The organism is Chlamydophila parapsittaci (assembly GCF_006385615.1).
In the GTDB taxonomy this organism is placed as follows: domain Bacteria; phylum Chlamydiota; class Chlamydiia; order Chlamydiales; family Chlamydiaceae; genus Chlamydia; species Chlamydia psittaci.
Map to the genome: position 1 here is coordinate 110,219 of NZ_CP041038.1, position 19,755 is coordinate 129,973.

Consider the following 19,755-nt stretch of genomic DNA (forward strand, 5'->3'; position numbering starts at 1 on the left):
AAATCTTAAAAATTTATTTTTAATGACAATACACAATTAATTGAGGTACAACATATTTTAATTAATCCATTGATTTTGTGGAGGTTATTAAATATCTAGTAGAACTTTAGGCTTATTATGTGCAGCCATAGGTTTACTAGTATTATCCTGCGTTTTAAGTGAGGACTAAAAGAAAACTAACAAACCACAAAGAGGAGTATACTGTTTCATAAACAAGTGACGCAGAGTTTCTGCTTAGCGGTATAGAAATTTTACAAAGAATTACTAGTTGGCTTTTATAGATGATAAAAAATACTGCATAACACGTATTAGAAGTAACAATGAGAAACAATGAAAACAAAACGGGATTGGGGATACACTAAAGATTATCCAACAGCCACTACTAATCAATACCTTAAAAGCACGTGTAATATTGGTTATGGAACTAAGATACAGGAAAACTCTGGGAAATATAAAATACTTCGAATCAAAACAACAAACTTCCCTACTTCACTGAATATCATTCAACCCAAAAGGAGAATATACCTAGCGCATGCAAGGGATATCTAGGGTTATGATACCGATATAGTCGTCTTATCGCTAATGTCTTTAGCAGCTTTAGGAACCTTAGGAGAAGGATTATCTATAGTTGCTGCTCCTATTAGTATTGGAGTTTCTGTGACTATCGCCTTAGGATTCGCCGTCACTACTATTATCCGTATAAAATATTTAATAGCTAGATTAGTTACCGAATAAGGAGAAGAAATTATTTTCTTAAGCAGCTATCTCCGTCCTTATAACCGAGATAAATCCGATTTTTATTAAAAAACTTATACTATCCGAGAGGACACGTCTCCAAACGGAATAGGAAATTATTTTTAAATAGTTTAACCCTCTAAGAGTCGCGTAAGATTTTAAATTTCAGGGCCCATATTGCGGAGCTAATGGAAATACCTAATGTTGTATAGCACAGCTTTTTCCCTTTCAGAACATTTAGGGAAAAGTTCCACGGGACTAACTAGCTCCGGCTGATTATCTGGGAAAATTAGGAATTTGAACTGGAAGTTCTTACTCAAGGGATAGATCAGTGCGTTTCTTATCCTATTTCCGCATCACATATGTTATTGGCAACCTATTTGAATTCACCAGAACACTGCACCGAAGATTGAAAAACCCATTACTACGCTGCGGTATTTAAACTTATAGTTTCTTCTTTAACAAGATTTATCTTGTGATAATATAATCCCTAGAAACTATGAATATTTCTCCTCATTCTTCAAATAAATATAGATAAATTCCCTAAGCAATCCTAACAGGAAAAATTCTATCACATAAACTTTATTAAAAATTAAATCCCCCTTTCCCAAGACCATTTAGAATTAATGCAAAATCTACTCGCTTTCGGATCTTCCTTTACCATAAAGCCCTGCTATGAGGACAACTATAATTAATAGAATGTTGGTTAAAGACAACAACAATGATCAGCCTGTGATTTTTAATACCGCTCATTCTGACAGTCTTCCTTCGAAGGGCTAAGCAATGAGTACTAAACCCGAGAAAACACAACTATTAAAAAAAACATTGCTCATCTTTTATTTACAGGAATAAAAATTAAACGTTTAAAAGTCATTGTGAATATCAATTGCATCGCAAAGGAAGTCACGGAAAAGGATTGATTTATGAAATTATAGAACTAAAAATTCTCAATTGTGTTACTTCGTGTATCCTGGGACTGCATGTTCTCAAAGCACCCGTACACAGATGCTCTTCTAAAATCCATCAAACCATCCCGACTACTTAGTAGCCAAAAAGGAATACAGTTTCTAATTGAGTTAGAAAATAACTCCCCTCACCATCTGCTAGTAGCTCAATCAGACTCTTAGTTTTGTTTTATTGCAAATGCTCTACTCAACCACCGAGCCTATTCAATTATAGAAACTTTCCTCCCCTCGTATAGGTTGCTGTGTCCTCTATTAAAATAAGTCTGGTTTGATTCTAATAATTTATGATAAAATGTTTCCCTCAACAAAAGATTTGGTGAACTATGTTAATTAAAAGTTATAACACACCTGCCGACTTTATAGAACAAACTACGAGTGCTCCCTACCTAATTAAGAGTGCTTTTGCTCGCAAAGGCTCCAACGGGGAAATTATTCAAATACATGATAGAGAATCTATTAACGAAGTCATGCTATCTGTACTGATAAGCTCTATACCCATTTTAGGTACAATCCGAGGCTTAGCACGTATGTACAGTCTTTGGTCTGTTAAAAACAGAAGCCTGGATACAGCTAGGGATTTAGGTCAACACTCTACCATCGCTATTTTTGAAATTTTAGGTCTAGCTCCTCTTCTACTCGCTTTACAGATCTCTTCAATGGCCGTAACATCAATCTTAGTACTTACTATTTTGCTCGTGGTCCTAACCATTGGTGGAATAGGATTCCTCGCCTATTGCTCCATTACCAAACTCATTGAATGTATCAACAAATCTTGCTGTTCTAGATAAGTCCCAACGAGTGGGAGAATATTGTATTCTATTTCAGTAATGTCTCCCACTCTGACTTAGTTAGAAACTCTACTCCCCAACTTACCCGAAACATGCGCTATACAAGTAACAACGTAACCCTTAGAAGAAGTTTAGCGAGATTGCTTCCTTCAACCCGTCTATAACTTTAGTTCCAAGAACCAAATCTTCCTCCTCAATAACACCTTTATTTGCTCAGGTCCCATCACCCATAGGAGCGAGTGTCTTCGCCTTAAGAAGGCAGTCTCTCATCGATAAAGAAAACCTTAAATCCATATAACAACAGGAATTCTAGAAACCATGGGATTGGGAATATTAATTCTCCTCCTGGATAAAATTATTTCCTTCATTGTGAAAACAGGATGAATCCAAGAGAAAAATACACAATAACAATCACACCTAGATGCATCTTCTAGAAAATCGCTCGCCTAAAATCAAACGACTTACTCTAATCTTTATTTGAATAACCTTCGAGAACTTTCTCTGAACTTTCAAGAAAAATCGATACAAATTAAGACCTTTTTTCTATACTTGTAAGTCGTTTCCTGGTCAGAATGCCTTTTTATTTTTACTGTCTATGAATCCTAGATCTATAAATCTACTCAATCCACGGAGATGCTGTTATGCATAACGAAATAATCTTCATAACACAAACGGTTTTTGTTGTGTTTACGGGTATATTTTTTTCTTCTAAAAGTACAGGCTGGTTAACGGGCTGGTTGGCTGCCCTATCAGTGATTATGAACATTTTTGTGTTAAAACAAATTGTGCTATGCAATCTAGAAATTACCTCAGCTGATGTTTATACGATTGGTATCCTGTCTTGTTTAAATTTCTCTAGAGAAGTTTACGGACAAAGTAAAGTAAACGAAGCTATGGTTGGCTCTTGGGTAATAACTATAGCCTTTCTTCTTTTAACCCAGTTACATCTTGCACTGAAGCCCTCTCCTAACGATACTACCCAAAACTATTTTATCGCACTTTTCTCACCAACACTACGATTAACCCTAGCTTCTTTAGTAACAGTAATCCTCGTACAAATTATAGACCTTAAACTCTTTTCCTACCTAAAAACCTTGTTCAAAGATAAAGCATTCGGAACCAGATCAGCCATATCCTTAGTTTCTTCTCAAATCATAGACACATTGTTATTTTCTTTTCTAGGCCTCTACGGAATTGTAGCGAACATTACTCATGTCATTCTATTTTCTTTAATTACCAAAATGTGTGTAATCGCCGTGTCTGTCCCCGTTGCTGTCTTTGGCAAACGTCTAAGAAAGTGCAGCGCTACCTAAAATGGTAATGTGGGTACATAGGAATTTTTGCTATTTCAAAGAGCTTGCTGCCTAAAATTCTATTTACAAGAAAATACGAGCTCTATAAAATAGTTCTATCATTTTCGAAGCAGAAATGTTTTCTTGAGGTAACGGTTTCAGGTTCCTATCGTGGCATTGAAATTTCATGTCCTCCATCAATCTAAAAAATCTAGAGCACGTGTGGGCAAAATAGAAACTGCTCATGGAGTTATAGATACTCCGGCTTTTGTTCCTGTGGCAACAAATGGTGCCCTGAAGGGTGTAGTAGACCACAGCAATATCCAGTTAATGTTTTGCAATACCTACCACCTTCTTCTCCACCCCGGCGCACAAGTTATCGCCGCTATGGGAGGCCTACATAAGTTTATTAATAGAAATGCCCCCATAATCACAGATTCCGGAGGATTCCAAATCTTTAGCCTTGCTTACGGCTCCGTTGCCGAAGAAATCAAAAGCTGTGGAAAAAAAAAGGGATCGTCATCCATCTTAGAAGTTACTGATGAGGGGGTTTGGTTTAAGTCCTATCGAGATGGCAGCCAGTTTTTCTTATCCCCAGAAGTTTCTGTACAGGCACAAAAAGACCTAGGTGCCGATATTATCATTCCTCTAGATGAACTTTTACCATTTCACTCCAACACAGCAGATTTCTTATCCTCATGTGCACGAACCTACGTATGGGAAAAGCGCTCCTTAGATTACCATAAAAAAGACCCTGGATATCAATCCATGTATGGTGTGATTCACGGCGGTATAGATCTCAAACAAAGAAAAATTGGTTGTGAATTTGTTGAAGATCATCCTTTTGACGGATTTGCAATTGGGGGAAGCCTAGGAAGAAATAGAAACGAAATGGTCCCTATTGTTGAAATAACAACTTCTTACTTGTCCAAAGACCGTCCCATACACCTTTTAGGAATAGGAGACCTTCCCTCTATACAGGCGACTGTTAGTTTTGGTATAGACTCTTTCGATAGTTCCTATCCAACTAAAGCCGCAAGACACGGATTAATCCTATCTTCTCAAGGCCCTATCAAAATCACCAATCAAGCTTATACTAACGATCTCTCTCCTATAGATCCAGAGTGCAGATGCCTAACATGTACCTCAAAGATCTCTAGAGCTTATCTGCGACATCTTTTCAAAGTTCACGAGCCTAACGCAGGAATTTGGTCCTCAATCCACAATCTTCACTACATGCAGGAATTTATGAAAAATATCCGCAAACAAATTTTAAATGATACGATTTAGTTTTTTGTTTTTTCGAATTATTTTATTTAACTTGAGATATTTAAGATAATTTTAAACGAAAAACAAATAAGAGAAATTTGATTTTTATTTAAAATTATCTTAAATTGCTTTTCTTAGTTTTCTCTATGTAATATCGCCAAAAAACCACAAGAATCCTTATTTCTCAATTAATACTAGAAATACAACAAACAACTGAATTTTTAACCTAGGATTTTATCTCCTAATAAATACGGAATGTTTTTTCTATAAGTATAAAAATAATACGGGTTTCTTCTATGATAACTGAAACGCTCACTGGTTACTGACAGATAGATTAGGAAATTAATATAACTAACTCTAATAAAATTAAAGAACTCTTCATCAGGTGCAACTCTATCATAGGTAATATCCTGGGTTATGGGCAGCTGTACGGCCTGTGGTCTACCAGAAATCCTGAAACTCGATACAAAGACACCCTATTTCATCCTCTCTAAAAGTATTAGAAACTCTAGGAGTAGGTGTAAGTAGCTCTAATATTAGAAATAACCTTGACTACAGATTTCTATTTCTTAGAATTTCTCGAATTCCTAAATGTATATACTAGCTTCTTTAGTTCTTCCTAATAGCCACAATTCCCAAAAAGATTTTCTTTCCTCTAAATATCCAACAAATCGTATTAACCAAAAAAACTATAACCATTAACCAATTAAATCAGGATACAAAAACACTTAAAATAACTGATTTAAAAAGTTTAATATTGTTTTATATTTATAATTGAAATACTTTACAAACAGAAATAAACCTTTTCCCTCTCAATATTCAATAGTAAGGATGTAGCAATGTTTGATGACAAAACTTCCGGATATTCTTTGTTTTGACATTCTAAACCTTCTTATATTTCAGGTTTTTCTTGCAGACTCAATTAAGCCTATCGCCTATTTCCTTATAGAAAAAATACAAGACATGCGAGAGTATTCTGGAATCATGGCTCTTATCTTAATTTCTAAAGACCAGTCTTTTGTCTACACGATGATAAATACAAATAATAAGGAAATTGTAACTTATATTCATAAATAAAGATCACGATAATACAGAAATTAACCACCCCCAAAAAAACTACCTAATACTTTTTAGACTTGGATTTGTCCTTCATCAATTTGGTTTAAAATCTTGGGATATTGAATGGATATTTTCCGGTGAAATTGATGATTTGGATCCAGATAGTGTGGTTTTCAAGTGCTACAAGCTTTACCCATTTTATAGGAGCAATTCTGGGGATAGGAAAAATCTACAGTGTATGGTCTACAGATACTCTTGAAGATAACAGAAGAGATAAAATTATCCTCATCCTAATACCCAAGGTAATTATCAAAATTTGTGGTTTAATTATGAAGATCTTTTACAATGCTCTAGCAAACATCCTCATATTATGCCTAACCCGCCTTGTTTATAGAATAGATAGAAATGGTAAGGAAAACTTCAGAGAATATCTAATTACTAAACTCAACTTCTGACTATAAAATGCTAAAAACAAAGACTTCAAGAAACAAAAAAATAATAAACCATTATTAATTAACAACTTGACATTAACAATTATATTTAAAATTGAAAATATAGTTATATTTACTAATAAATATCCTACGTGCAAAAAGAGAAGATTGCTCGCTATTCCGTTCCAAATTTGTCTGCAATTCTACCGATATCAAACCTATAGCGCACGCGAGAATGGTATCTTGCAATACACGCGGACGTTCTATCCAAAAGCAATATCCCAAAAATTAAAAAAGCTACACCATTCTCGGAACAATTATGAGACTAGGAAGGTTGTATAGCATATGCTCCACTAAAGACAATATAGTCGATAAAAAGGAACTACTGTTGCATACCTTAACAGAGATGATAGAAACCTTATGGTTAGGAATTATTCTTTTTATTGCGAAGATACTAATTCCAACAATTTCTGAGAATTTCGATCATAACCAACCTGAAAGTACATGCGTCCTGAATAATTTGAGAACGCATTTTCCACCAGCACACAAGGCGATCCTTCTAAAAGAGAACCAGTAACTGTATCGCTCACTGTAAATCCACAAATAATAGATAGCATGATATAAGTCACAACCAAATTACTCTCAAATATTCAAAATCTATACGAAGATGACGAAGAAGGTATACAAATAAGTATCTCTCAGTTCGGAAACATAGTAGGTCAAAGTATGCTACGGAGCTAAATGCGTAGAGTACAATTGACTTTATAAGAACTACCTTCTTACGAAGAAGAGGAAGGAGTCCATTTTGAGTCACTCAATACATTAGTCTAAATTTCCTGCTCTTCTCTGTGTTATCCTGAGAATACAAAATACAAGAGAAGAGACTCTTTTGATGCTCCCGTCTCGGGCACTATCTCTTTTTACTTTCTGACAAAATCAATAAGCAAGAAATCGCACAAAATGCTAATGCGGAGGCCATAGGAATAGTAATAAATCCAAAAATAAATAGCTTTGTTGAGCAAGATACCCGACCGCAAATATCTATAGTCATTCCGGCAATTTCTTGTAGACAAATCTGATAAACAGCGATGAGCATCCCCATGATAGACAAAGGTAAAGCATACATCTTTACCAAATCATCTTCTCGATACGTAGCTATCCCTAGAATAACCGATAAAGGAAATAAGCAAATCCTTTGATAATAGCACAAAACACACGGCTCTATATTTAACAAGTAACTGTAGTAAATACTCATTACCGTTCCCGTGCAACTAATTAACCATGCAAAATATAAAGCATAGTTACGAAGGGATCTAATCATTGTCTTCCTCCGTAGCTTGCAAATAGCGGATTTGTCGAATCACACGCTCTAGTTCCTCAAACGTAGGATCCTCTATGAGATAATCCCCAACAACAGCTGTTGGTGTGGCTAACTGACCTCCAAGAACCTGCGAGCCATAAATGTTATTTTTTTTAATTTGCTCTTCATAACGTTGAGAATCGATACATTGCATCAACCCCCTAGGATTAATGCTACGACCAGAATGCGTTTTTAAATTCTCAGTAAGCTTAGTTAATACTTGAGGAGTTGCCCAATGCTTACCCTCCTCTTTAGGATGAATAAGCAATCTGTGAAAATACTCCATATACGCTTCTATATCTGGCTCATAGGGATCATGATGATAAACACAAAGTAATGCTTGAGCCGCAGGCATCGAACCTCGAATAAAACATACGGGAATCAAGGTAAACGACACTTCTCCTGTATCAATGTAGTTCTTTTTTAATAAGGGAAAAACTTCAGTGCTAAATTCTGCACATGCCAAACATGAAGGCTCTTCAAATACCGTGATATTGATTGGTGCGTAACGATTACCAAGAGTGGGAAAATGCTTGGCATTTGTAGGAATATGAGCTTTCGGAGGTAATATCGTCTGCTTTTTATAAATCATTAATCCAAAGCATAGTACGAAAAAAGCGCTGGTAACTATGACTAATATCTTTTTATTCAATGACTGTTCTCTTATCTTATATGGCCCACACAGAACTCAGAAATAAAATAAAAAAATAAAAATTGAAAACTATTTTTTATGCAAAGAAGTCTAGCTCTCTCTTTGATTCTCTTATTTCTATATTGAGATATGTCCACATCGATAAAAAACCTTTTAGTTTTATCATTCTCATTCTATTTAGAAAGAAAAATCACAATATTTTTCCTTGTATGGATAAAGAAACCCTAGAAAACATTTATAAGCACTTCCGTTATCGTTTTTTTAAATTAAGTATTCTCCCCGCATTTTTAGGATTATTGCTTATATGCACTCCTAATACACTGAACTATCAAGCTCCTAGTGTTATCCTTTCCGATAGGATCTGTGGCAGCCTGCTCATTCTCTTAGCATGCATTTCTTTCTATAAACGCTCTGTGCTTTGGTTTGGCGTATTTGTAGGCATTTGGGTCTCTCTTTTTCCCTGTTTTCCAGAACGCTCTTCTATCGTATTTGCAAACGATACTCTGATAGGCTTTGCTATCTTTGCTGTTGTCTGCATTCCTCCTACACGTCCGGAAGCTTTGGAAGTCGGGCCAACTCTACCTGAAGGGATTTCCTATAACCCATCTTCTGGAGGACGTCGCGCTGCTGTTTTGATATTAAGTTTATTAGCCTGGCTACAGTCGCGGTATTTAACAGCATCTGCCTTAGGAATATCCTCAAGTAGTTTTGAGCACGACTTCTTTGTCTATGCCATGATGATGACCGCATATTCTTTACTTGTTGTACTCTCTCTATCCGGAGGAGAGCGTCGTTGGCATACGCGCCCTAAAGTCGTCATAGCAACAGCCATTACCCTCCTATCCACCATCATTCTCACTTTCATTCCTATTGTAACTCAACAACTCACTCTAGATTGCTGGTTATGCTTATTTCTAACCTTACAACCAGCTTTGGCGTTTGTTTTTGCTTACGATGAATTCAGAGCAACATTTAACTATCTCGCACGATTCCTCGATAAAAAACGCGAGCTCATTCGTATATCTCTCTTTGGATCAGAATACTACAGGGATTCCCTATTTTGGGAAGAACGCACCGTATTGCCCTTTATAAAAGCATGCAAGCAAGCTTTTCAGGGAATTTCCTTTCCTATCCATCTTCTGATTACTATTTGCGTAACCATAGGATTTATCAAAATGAGCGATGAGCTCGCCATCACAGACACATTGAAAAACTACACCAATATCTGCTGCTGGTTCATTATTGTGCTCTCCACTCTATCTTTTGCTGATAGTCTTCGGTACTTGCGCTGGCTCTGTGTGATTTTCTCAGCAGCGATCTTACTCTCTCCTGTTTTCTTTCATATTCCCCTACATGCCCCTATCTTGATTCCTACCATAATCACAGGAATCGCTTTGATCTTTTTATCAGTAGGGAAAATAATACAGAAAAAGTAAGACGAGAGTCTTTGATTATATGAGTAAAGAAGGCACTCCTGAAGATGCTTCTTCTTGTCTTTGCTCTGCAGCTCGCGCTTCTTCTTCGGCCTCTAAGCGATCGCGTTTTTCTTTGTCATGCTCGCTTGCATAAATATCCTCTTGAGCTCGGTCTATCCCCTCAGAAATAAGGGAATCATGTAAAGAAGATTGCAAAGAATCTCGCTCAGGAATCACCTTCGTAGTCTGAAATAACGTTACAAAAGAAAACCTCGGTGTATATTCCGACAACAAAACTTGAGATTCTATGAACTCAGCTACATCTTTTTTGGTGATCTTCCCTGTCTGACTATTACAGTAATTTAAAATCTGTAAGTAATTACTCTCCGCCAATTGTTTATGCTTACTTAAAGCTTCCTTATGATGCTGAAAAGCATACAGAATTAAAGGAACAGAAATAAGCACGAATAAAAGAACCCCAGGAAGAAGAAAGGGCAAAAAGATATCAGAAACAAAAACCAATCCTAGAAGAGGATACCCCAACAAACAAGATCCTATCAATAAAAGCACCAGAGAAACAACAAGGGCAATTGCAGAGATAAATACAAGAGGAGTTCCCTTGCACCGATGTGTGTGAATATCGCCGTAAAGAGAAAGCTTTTGTTCTGAAGAGAGTAGAGTATAACCTAACTCAGGTGCAGGTAAATTCGATAACGGTAATGTCACGTTGAAAGACACTCCCGGATATCCTCTATAAGCAGATGGACATTACTGGTAGAACGCGTTAAATCGTTAAAGAACACAGGAACAAGACCATGATTTTTAAGCACATAAAATGCATCACCAAGGAAAGCCACATCACGAAAATCATGCGTAACAAGAATCACAGTTTTATAGTCTTTTCTTGCCAACCTTAAAATATATTTATACAACTGTTCTTTCGTCGTAATGTCCAAAGAAGAAAATGGTTCATCTAAAAGTAATATTGGCTTTGGAGATAAGCATTGACAAGCTAAAGAGACTCTCTGTTTTTGACCCTCAGAAAGTTCATCAGGATAACAATCTAATAAATCACCTAAATTGAAGCTTTCGACTACCTCAAGCAACTTTTCAGAGGATATACGGAAACGCTTATGTTTCCCTCCTAATTCCGAGTTTAGGTGTATATTTTTCAACACAGTCCGCCACGGAAGCAACGTATGTTTTTGCTGCATATAAGCAACATCTGTTTGTTGCACAGGTTCCCCTAACCAGAGAATTTCCCCTTCGGCTGGGGATAAGAAATTCGCTATTAAACGAAATAAGGTAGTTTTCCCAGTCCCAGACACCCCTAAAATAATGGTAATCTTTCCTGGATGAGATACAAAAGAAGCGTTTCGAAATATTAACTTGTCAGAATAAGAATAGCTAAGACTTTTGACTTCTAACATGTAGAAACCACAGAGTTTAAAGTGAAGTCAGCTTGCGGTTACCAAGACTTGAACTTGGGACCTCGACATTATCAGTGTCGCGCTCTAACCAACTGAGCTATAACCGCGAGTTTGGAGACTAGGAGAGTCGAACTCCTGACCTTCTGAATGCAAATCAGACGCTCTACCAACTAAGCTAAGTCCCCGTCTATTCTTCTCTTATTGTGATCAAAAAAGAAAAAGTTATCTTAATAACTAAGAGATTTAACCTCAATCAAAGAATTAAGAAAAAAACGAATTAATGGGTTAAACAGATTTCTTGGAGCACACTTTTCAATAGAGAATCCGTGTAAAACTTACTAGTTTCACTTTGTAATTTTAGCCAGGCTTCATTACTTGACGACTCTAAAGGATGAGGTATAAGAATATTTACTCCTAAACAAGGAATGCCAAATTCATAACATACCTGAGCAACGGCTCCTCCTGCACTATCAAAACCTTGAATTTCGGAATGAATTTGTTGAAGCGATAGAAAATAATTCTTAGACATGGAGAAAGCCTCTCCAGTAGCTATAATGCCTTCGGTAAGACCATGTTCTGTAGATGTTGTAGGTTTTAGATAGCCATAGGTTTTTAGTAAACGCTCGATAGAATCTTTATGCATAGCAATAAACTGTCTTCCCCCAATCTTGGCAGCCTCCCTATACGCTTCGCTAGTCGCAAAAATACTCTGATGGATGTTTGGAATTTCAAATCTCTTGAAAAAGGGGCGTACATCAGAATCATAGTTAACATAACCATGAGAAATCAGAACATTCCCAAAACGCCCCGTTTCTGAGCGTGAGTAACATGTCCCTATAATCAAGATAAGATCGACTCTATGCTTGAGAATCATATTACAGCTAATAACAGCAGCAGAAACTTTATTTGGCCAAAAAGAAGACATTACTAAATACTTCCCGAAATAATCTCCAGAATAGTACGTTCTCCTCCCCTCTACTGTCTTCTTGCTATTCGCAAACCAAGGAATAGGACACGCGGAATCTGAAGATTCTGAAACTTCGGGAAGAGCAAAGATAATGCCTATACGAGATAAAGGAGCGTGGTTCTCACTAAAAATATCTATAGGAGCTGATTCTAAAGAGATAAAGGAGCAACAAAAAACGGCAGCTAGAACAACGCGAAGAACCATAAAAATTCCACTTATAGAATTCTGGCTCCTTATAGAAAAACATGATGTTTAAGAGAATGAAAAAGCTAAAGTGAAGATAGCTCTTTCGACTCTAGAGGTAGCGAAAAACTAGACTCGAAAGAGCTGATCTTCTATGAATCTTTATTCATTACAGAGAACATGACGCGTTTTTCACAGTCTAACTTTCTTTTTTAAATCTAAATTTCTTGCCTCACGCACTTTCGTAATCTTAAACGATTTTGTGAACGTTTCGTATTCTTTGTCTAAAGCTTTAGAATTCTTATTTTTATAAACCATGAAGACCTGATATAGAGTGTGATTTACAGAAATCAACATGCCTCTGAAATAAATGTCTTCACAAGATATCCAAAATTCTAACGCTTTATGCCCCTGTATCTCTTTTGCCTGCATAAATAGGACTTGTGATTCTGGAAGAGCCTGAAGCATTCCAGCAAACCCTTCTTGAAGATTTAATTCCGGACGGCTCACATCCACCTTCTCAGGGTACTCCCATACAGACACAACATAAACCGTGTTATCCGATTGTGTTTCTGTAACGTATGTATCATAGCGTATAGTCAGTTCTGATTGGGGAATCTCTATGACCTGTCCTGAATGTTCTGGATCTCCAGGAAACTCCGCAGAAAAGCCACAACTTTTCGTATAATCATACCGTTTCCATGGTAGACTATCTTTGATCTTAGAAACGCGTACGTCACCGTCTTGCATCTCCTTAGCAGAGAACCAACTCTTCATTTTAGAGAGAAAACTCGTCTTAGATTCTCCAGCAACTAATGAAGCTGGATATAGAGCTTGTAGAGATATTAATACGGTTAATAAAAACTTACTGACTTTTGAAAGCATAATAAAAATAAAATACGTTTATTAATTTAATAATATAACTTCCGACACTTTTATTAATAACAAAATACAAAAAATCAAAATCATCAAAAATCTTGTGTTTTATAAAACTCATGATAATAATCCTGACTGTAAAAAATCTTGGATACTAAGGAGTTGCTGCGGATTATGGAAGAGCAAACGTTTATCAGTAAGAAGGTTGGAGTTTTACCAGCGAGATGGGGCAGTGTCAGATTTCCTGGGAAGCCTTTAGCCATGATCCTAGGAAAATCCTTAATTCAAAGAACTTATGAAAATATCATTCAAAGCGAAACACTAGATAAAGTAGTTGTAGCTACTGATGATCAACGCATTATGGATCACGTGATAGATTTTGGTGGCGAGTGTGTTATGACCAGTCCAGAGTGCGCCAATGGTACTGAACGGATGGCGGAAACCGTATCGCGTTATTTCCCTGAAGCTGAGATCATGGTGAATATCCAGGGGGATGAGCCCTGTTTACGCCATACCGTTGTAGATGCTCTTGTGAGAAAACTCGAAGAGAATCCAGAAATTCATATGGTGACTCCTGTTGCTCAAACCACAGATCCTCATGAAATCTTAACAAATCAAAAAGTAAAATGTGTTTTCGATAAAAATGGAAAGGCTTTATATTTCAGCAGAAGCGCTATTCCACACATTTTAAAAAAAGAGACACCGATTTATCTACATATTGGCGTGTATGCATATAGAAGATCTGCTTTGTTCAGTTACATTGCTTCCGCTCCTTCTCCTCTAAGCCAAGCTGAAGATCTTGAGCAACTACGTGTATTAGAACACGGTGGATCCATTCATGTATGTGTAGTGGAAGCTAAGAGCCCTTCAGTCGATTATCCAGAAGATATAAATAAGGTGGAAGAATACTTAACATGCCATTCAAGTGCATCTTTTTAACAGGAGGGGTTGTATCCTCCTTAGGCAAGGGATTAACTGCTGCCTCGCTTGCTCTACTACTAGAGCGACAAGGCCTTAAAGTTGCGATGTTAAAACTGGATCCTTATCTTAACGTTGATCCGGGAACCATGAATCCTTATGAACATGGTGAGGTTTACGTTACCAATGATGGAATAGAGACGGATCTAGACCTTGGTCACTATCATCGCTTTTCTTCAGTAAACCTATCTAGGCATTCTACGGCGACTTCCGGGCAAATCTATGCCCGAGTCATTAAAAAAGAACGCGATGGAGTGTATCTAGGAAGTACTGTTCAAGTCATCCCGCATATCACTAACGAAATCATCGAAGTTATCTTAGAATGTGCTAGGGAAAATCATCCTGATGTATTAATCGTAGAAATCGGTGGTACTGTTGGAGATATAGAATCCCTACCTTTTTTAGAAGCTATCCGACAATTCCGTTATGAGCATGCTGAGGACTGCTTCAGTATTCACATGACCTATGTGCCTTATTTACAAGCTGCAGGAGAGGTAAAAACAAAACCTACTCAGCACTCTGTTCAGAGTTTGCGAAGCATTGGCATTATCCCCGATGCGATTCTCTGCAGATCCGAGGCTCCCTTAAGCTCGGAAGTAAAAAAGAAAATCAGCCTATTTTGCAATGTTCCTAGCACTGCGGTGTTTAACGTTGTCGATGTAGAACATTCGATATACGAAATGCCCTTAATGTTATCTCAAGAAAAGATTTCTACGTTTATCACCGAGAAATTAGGCCTATTTACTAAAAAAGAAGATCTAAGTGATTGGGAAATGCTAATCGAGCGTTTGCGCAATCCTCTTCCTAATAAGATACGCTTAGGTTTAGTAGGTAAATACGTACAACATAAAGATGCGTATAAATCCGTTTTTGAGTCCATTACTCACGCCGCTTTAAGCTTGAATTGCTCAGTAGAGTTATTCCCTTTAGATTCTGATGATCCTCATTTCCTGGAAACCTTAGAACTATGCGATGGTTGCCTGGTCCCTGGAGGTTTTGGGTCTCGTGGTTGGGAAGGGAAAATTCTTGCAGCCAAGCTCTGTAGAGAAAGAGGGATCCCTTATTTTGGAATCTGTTTGGGGATGCAGGTTCTTGTTGTTGAATATGCCCGTCATGTCCTCAATCTAGAACAAGCAAACTCTACAGAAATGGACAAAGATACACCTGATCCCGTTATCTGTATGTTGGATGGACAAGCTTCATTAATTGCTACAGGTGGCACGATGCGTCTTGGAGCCTATCCTTGCGTATTATCACCAGGAAGTAAAGTATACACGATGTACGGGAAACCTGAAATTATGGAACGCCATCGACATCGCTATGAAGTGAATTTAAACTACGTACAACAATTAAAAGATCACGGATTAGACATTGTGGGTATGTGCCCAGAACAAAAACTTTGCGAAATCGTAGAAATCAAAGATCATCCTTGGATGATAGGAGTACAATTCCACCCAGAATTCCTTTCGAAGTTGGTAACTCCTCACCCACTCTTTGTAGGATTTATCGAGGCAGCACTTCTTCACTCTAGGAATAAAACCTATGTCTAATCCTCAGGCAGCCAAAGTTTTCCTAGGTGTAGATTACGGAGAGAAGCGGATAGGTCTAGCCTACGCGTCATCTCCCCTGTGCATTAGTTTACCTATAGGGTTCATAGCCACAGGCAAAACGCTAGAAGCCACAGCAAAGCTTCTTGTTGGAATTATTCAAGAACGCAATGTGTCCACTGTAGTTTTAGGGAACCCTATCCCCATGCAAAAAGGACAAAAATCTGCCCTACAAGAAGATATACTCAAGCTGTCCTCTCTACTTCAAGAGTTCTGCCCTGTTGAAGTGATCCTTTGGGATGAAAGGCTATCCTCAGCAGAAGCAGAACGGATGCTAAAAGGAGACTGCGGACTCAGTAGGAAAAAGAGAAAAGGAAAAACGGATAGTATCGCTGCAAACCTGATTCTTACCAGCTTCTTGGAAAGTTCTCCTCACCTACTCTCTTAAATCTATTTGAAGCGATTGATTCCTCGACAACAACGAAAAAATCTTATCTATTCATTAATTCTCATTTCATCTTTTTTTCTCATATAAATTATTTAAATTCAGGGATCAATAAAATTACTTTGAACAAAAAACTAAAAAATCTTAACCTCCTATGTTGAAAGTTCCGCAATCCACTTATCCTTCTGAAAGATTTTTAATAAAATCAATGTAGCACAGTGGAATAAGTCACAGTGTCTTTCTGTTAAAAAAACGACATTGAAGGTATTTGCTTTTTTTATGAAATACACATGGAGGTTGATTGCTGTTGTATTCACGTCTTCAATTTTAGGAGGCTGTTTTTCAACGGCCTTAAGATCGTCAAAAACCCTTACGATTGCCATCCATGACGACCCGGAATCTTTATCCCCTGATCAAGCAAAACGCGCTTTAGATCTCTCTGTATCTAAACTCATTTTCGAAGGACTGACAAGAGAAAATCCCCATAAACATAATCAAGTAGAATTTGCCCTAGCAAGTCATTATACCGTATCAGCGGACGAAAAAACCTATACTTTCTTTATCAAACATGAGGCTTTATGGAGTAACGGCACTCCAATTACCTCTCAGGATATTACGCGAGCGTGGCAACATGCAAAAACTCGCTCTCCTCACCACAAAGCATTTGAAGGTATTGATTTTAAAGCTTGCTCACCATCTAGCATTACCCTAACACTAGATTCCCCAAATTCTAATCTACTGCAATTACTCGCTTTCCCCGCATTTTCTGTTTTCAACCCCGAAAATTTGAATATATTTAGTGGACCTTTCCAATTAATCACTTACAATCCTGGACATTGCCTTTTACTAGAAAAAAATCCTCACTACTATGATAAAGACAAGGTCCTTATCTCCTGTGTTAACTTATTAGTTATTCCGGATTTATATACCGGAGCCCTTTTACAAAATCGTGGGAAAATTCACTGGTTAGGACAGCCCTGGCATCAGGGATTGACAAAGGAACTAAAAGAAAATACTCCCTATCACTACACTTGCTACCCCGTAGAAGGAGCTTTTTGGCTTGTACTGAATACAAAAGATCCGGTTTTATCTCATATTCATAATCGCTATAGATTAGCCGCTGCAATTAACAGAGAAGAAATTATAGATTATGCTCTACAGGGCAACCAAGATCCCGCTTATACACTATCTAGACACTCCTCTCCGCAGCACTCACACAAAAAGCAAAAACTCATTACCCCTACAGAAAAACTGACTCTAACCTACCCTTCAAATATTTTACGATGTCAGCGCATCGCAGAAATTCTTAAAGAACAATGTAAATCCGTAGGTATTGAGTTATTTCTTGAAGGATTGGAATACCATGTTTTCCTAACCAAAAGACAAATGTGTGATTTTACTATAGCTACGGCAACAGGAGTCGCCTATTACCCAAACGCCTCGCTAATCCCACAAGCAGATAGGTTAATTAAAAACTTAGAGATTATTCCTATCTACCATATGAGCTACGATTATATCACTATATCTCCAATAGAAAAAATTATTCATAATGCTTCTGGAGCCGTCGATCTTAAATACGCACGCTTACCTTAAAAACTCGCCCACAACACAACAAGAAATACAAAAATCTTTTTTTTTCAGACCCAAAAATTGGCAATTATTTTTTGAATCAGTAATCTAACTCCAATTTGCTATTTAACTTTAGGACGATCCCGTGGTGCACCGACTTAGAAAACACTATGCTCTCTACTTCCTCTGTTTGTCTAGTTTGCTTCTCACGAGTTGTCATCATCGACATTCTCAAGAAAATACAGAGCGATGCTTAAGAATTGGAATATCGTATGATCCTGTTTCAATAGATCCTAGATGTACGTATCTCAAAAAAGATGTTTCCCTAGCCAAAGCCCTTTATGAAGGCTTAATTCGAGAACGCGTTTCTAACGATGTGATCCTGGGAATAGCGGAAAAATATACAGTGTCTAACGAAGGCTATGTGTATACCTTCAATCTGAGAAATACCTTATGGAGTAATGGGGATCCATTAACAGCTTATGATTTCGAAGAATCTATAAAACAAATCCACACGAAAAACCTCCCGATATCCTACCACAACCTTCTATACATTATCAAAAACTCTAAAGCAATTATGGAAGAGGGATTACCTATAGAAGAATTAGGAGTCAAAGCTCTGGACGCGAAAACATTAGAAATTACCCTAGAACATCCATCTGAAAATTTCATTGAGATGCTCGCTCATCCGTTGTTTTTCCCCGTCCACCGTTCTTTAAGAGAGCACTATGCCAACCCTAAAAACCAACATACCTATATTTCTAATGGCCCTTTTAGCTTGAGTGATGTGCAACCTCAAAAACATCTGAAAATGCAAAAAAATATCCATTACTACGATGCAGACAAAGTGAAACTCGATACTCTAGTCTTTACCATCATGTCTGACTCTCATACTGCAGCAAAATGCTTTAGAAATAACCTGATTGATGTTTTAGGAAATCCGTGGATAGCAAAAATCCCACAAGAAATGTTGAACAATACACCTAAAGAAATCACACATATTCATCCAGTTTGCTCAACTTCTCTACTGATCTATAATCTCAACATGCCTGTACTACAAAATAAAGCTCTAAGGAAAGCTTTAGCCTATGCTATTGATAAAGAATCCCTCCTTCCTCTACTCAACTCAGCAAGAATTGCCCATTCTTTTTTACCTCCAGAACTGTCCGAAATCCATGATCAACAAGTACTAAGCAAAGAACAACGAGAAAAAAAAGCCCGAGAATACTTTGAAGAAGCAAAATCTACTCTATCAGAAAAAGAACTCGCGGAACTCTCTCTTATTTACCCTCAAGAATCGAGCGTTTTTTCGTTCATAGTTCAAGAACTCCAACAACAATTTAAAAATGTTCTCGGTATACACATACCCATTCAAGGCATTGAGTACTTTTGTTTTTTAGAAAAAAGAAATAAAGGAGAGTTTTATCTATCTGTAGGAGGATGGATTGCAGAATACCTCCATGCGAGAAATTTCCTTACTATACTGGGGAATCCAGAAAATAAAGAGACGAGCCACCAATTAGGAAAGTGGAGTAATCAACAGTTTAACAACATCCTAGAAAAATACCATACAGCAACATTCACTAAGGAAGATCAAATCCTAGCCGAAGAACTTATCGAAGACGATCTTCCCGTATTTCCCCTATATCATTTCAACTATATTTACCTTTCCCATCCACGAGTCAAAAACCTCAATATCTCCCCTTTAGGACATGTTGAACTTAAAGACGTGGAAGTTCTTCCTATATAACGCAGCCTCTAAAAACTTTTTCAAAAAATTATAATGATTTCTTA

At 37.2% G+C, this 19,755-nt stretch carries 17 protein-coding genes and 2 tRNA genes; 11 read left to right on the top strand and 8 right to left on the bottom strand.

Features of this window, described 5'->3' with window-relative positions:
* The first annotated feature begins 582 nt into the window (after nucleotides 1–582).
* The 5 genes from FI836_RS05190 to FI836_RS00490 all read left to right on the top strand — a co-directional run bounded on the left by FI836_RS05190 (nucleotide 583) and on the right by FI836_RS00490 (nucleotide 6,126).
* Nucleotides 583–735 (top strand): hypothetical protein, encoded by a 153-nt coding sequence (locus tag FI836_RS05190; protein WP_014943866.1) that lies wholly within the window; start codon nucleotides 583–585, stop codon nucleotides 733–735.
* 1,288 nt (nucleotides 736–2,023) lie between these two features.
* Nucleotides 2,024–2,488 (top strand): hypothetical protein, encoded by a 465-nt coding sequence (locus FI836_RS00465; protein WP_014943868.1) that lies wholly within the window; start codon nucleotides 2,024–2,026, stop codon nucleotides 2,486–2,488.
* 641 nt (nucleotides 2,489–3,129) lie between these two features.
* Nucleotides 3,130–3,801: a queuosine precursor transporter gene (locus FI836_RS00475; RefSeq protein WP_014943869.1), complete on the top strand. Its 672-nt coding sequence runs from the start codon at nucleotides 3,130–3,132 to the stop codon at nucleotides 3,799–3,801.
* A 150-nt stretch (nucleotides 3,802–3,951) separates the two neighbouring features.
* The gene (gene tgt, locus FI836_RS00480; RefSeq protein ID WP_014944549.1) at nucleotides 3,952–5,070 is read left to right on the top strand and encodes a tRNA guanosine(34) transglycosylase Tgt; all 1,119 of its coding nucleotides are present in this window, start codon (nucleotides 3,952–3,954) and stop codon (nucleotides 5,068–5,070) included.
* 825 nt (nucleotides 5,071–5,895) lie between these two features.
* Complete coding sequence (locus tag FI836_RS00490) at nucleotides 5,896–6,126, top strand: hypothetical protein (protein WP_014943873.1); 231 nt, start codon at nucleotides 5,896–5,898, stop codon at nucleotides 6,124–6,126.
* 1,323 nt (nucleotides 6,127–7,449) lie between these two features.
* On the opposite strand, the gene FI836_RS00505 is transcribed toward FI836_RS00490, so the two are convergent.
* Nucleotides 7,450–7,860: a disulfide formation protein gene (locus tag FI836_RS00505; protein WP_014943876.1), complete on the bottom strand. Its 411-nt coding sequence runs from the start codon at nucleotides 7,858–7,860 to the stop codon at nucleotides 7,450–7,452.
* Nucleotides 7,853–8,491: a thioredoxin domain-containing protein gene (locus tag FI836_RS00510; protein ID WP_014943877.1), complete on the bottom strand. Its 639-nt coding sequence runs from the start codon at nucleotides 8,489–8,491 to the stop codon at nucleotides 7,853–7,855. The genes FI836_RS00505 and FI836_RS00510 overlap by 8 nt, the downstream gene beginning before the upstream one ends.
* 269 nt (nucleotides 8,492–8,760) lie before the next feature.
* Here FI836_RS00510 and FI836_RS00515 point away from each other — a divergent pair, with 269 nt between their 5' ends.
* Complete coding sequence (locus tag FI836_RS00515; protein WP_014944551.1) at nucleotides 8,761–9,987, top strand: SPW repeat domain-containing protein; 1,227 nt, start codon at nucleotides 8,761–8,763, stop codon at nucleotides 9,985–9,987.
* A 15-nt stretch (nucleotides 9,988–10,002) separates the two neighbouring features.
* Here FI836_RS00515 and FI836_RS00520 read toward each other — a convergent pair whose 3' ends face one another.
* From FI836_RS00520 to FI836_RS00545, 6 genes are all read right to left on the bottom strand, one after another.
* On the bottom strand, nucleotides 10,003–10,704 hold the full coding sequence (locus FI836_RS00520; protein WP_006343259.1) for a hypothetical protein: 702 nt from the start codon (nucleotides 10,702–10,704) through the stop codon (nucleotides 10,003–10,005).
* Nucleotides 10,689–11,396: an ABC transporter ATP-binding protein gene (locus tag FI836_RS00525; protein WP_014943879.1), complete on the bottom strand. Its 708-nt coding sequence runs from the start codon at nucleotides 11,394–11,396 to the stop codon at nucleotides 10,689–10,691. The genes FI836_RS00520 and FI836_RS00525 overlap by 16 nt, the downstream gene beginning before the upstream one ends.
* A gap of 33 nt (nucleotides 11,397–11,429) precedes the next feature.
* A tRNA-Ile gene (locus FI836_RS00530) sits at nucleotides 11,430–11,503 on the bottom strand.
* Nucleotides 11,504–11,508: 5 nt separating this feature from the next.
* Nucleotides 11,509–11,581, bottom strand: a tRNA-Ala gene (locus tag FI836_RS00535).
* 92 nt (nucleotides 11,582–11,673) lie between these two features.
* Entirely contained in the window at nucleotides 11,674–12,567 is an 894-nt protein-coding gene (locus FI836_RS00540; protein WP_014943880.1) for a 5'-methylthioadenosine/S-adenosylhomocysteine nucleosidase family protein, read from the bottom strand.
* Between the two features lie 171 nt (nucleotides 12,568–12,738).
* The gene (locus FI836_RS00545; protein WP_014943881.1) at nucleotides 12,739–13,431 is read right to left on the bottom strand and encodes a hypothetical protein; all 693 of its coding nucleotides are present in this window, start codon (nucleotides 13,429–13,431) and stop codon (nucleotides 12,739–12,741) included.
* Nucleotides 13,432–13,596: 165 nt separating this feature from the next.
* Here FI836_RS00545 and kdsB point away from each other — a divergent pair, with 165 nt between their 5' ends.
* The 5 genes from kdsB to FI836_RS00570 all read left to right on the top strand — a co-directional run bounded on the left by kdsB (nucleotide 13,597) and on the right by FI836_RS00570 (nucleotide 19,711).
* On the top strand, nucleotides 13,597–14,361 hold the full coding sequence (kdsB, locus tag FI836_RS00550; RefSeq protein WP_006343263.1) for a 3-deoxy-manno-octulosonate cytidylyltransferase: 765 nt from the start codon (nucleotides 13,597–13,599) through the stop codon (nucleotides 14,359–14,361).
* Entirely contained in the window at nucleotides 14,337–15,950 is a 1,614-nt protein-coding gene (locus FI836_RS00555; RefSeq protein WP_006343264.1) for a CTP synthase, read from the top strand. The genes kdsB and FI836_RS00555 overlap by 25 nt, the downstream gene beginning before the upstream one ends.
* The gene (gene ruvX, locus FI836_RS00560) at nucleotides 15,943–16,395 is read left to right on the top strand and encodes a Holliday junction resolvase RuvX (RefSeq protein WP_006343265.1); all 453 of its coding nucleotides are present in this window, start codon (nucleotides 15,943–15,945) and stop codon (nucleotides 16,393–16,395) included. The genes FI836_RS00555 and ruvX overlap by 8 nt, the downstream gene beginning before the upstream one ends.
* Nucleotides 16,396–16,671: 276 nt before the next feature.
* Nucleotides 16,672–17,985, top strand: a complete 1,314-nt coding sequence (locus tag FI836_RS00565) for an ABC transporter substrate-binding protein (protein ID WP_014943883.1) — start codon at nucleotides 16,672–16,674, stop codon at nucleotides 17,983–17,985.
* A 121-nt stretch (nucleotides 17,986–18,106) separates the two neighbouring features.
* On the top strand, nucleotides 18,107–19,711 hold the full coding sequence (locus FI836_RS00570) for a peptide ABC transporter substrate-binding protein (protein ID WP_006343267.1): 1,605 nt from the start codon (nucleotides 18,107–18,109) through the stop codon (nucleotides 19,709–19,711).
* Nucleotides 19,712–19,755 lie beyond the last annotated feature (44 nt).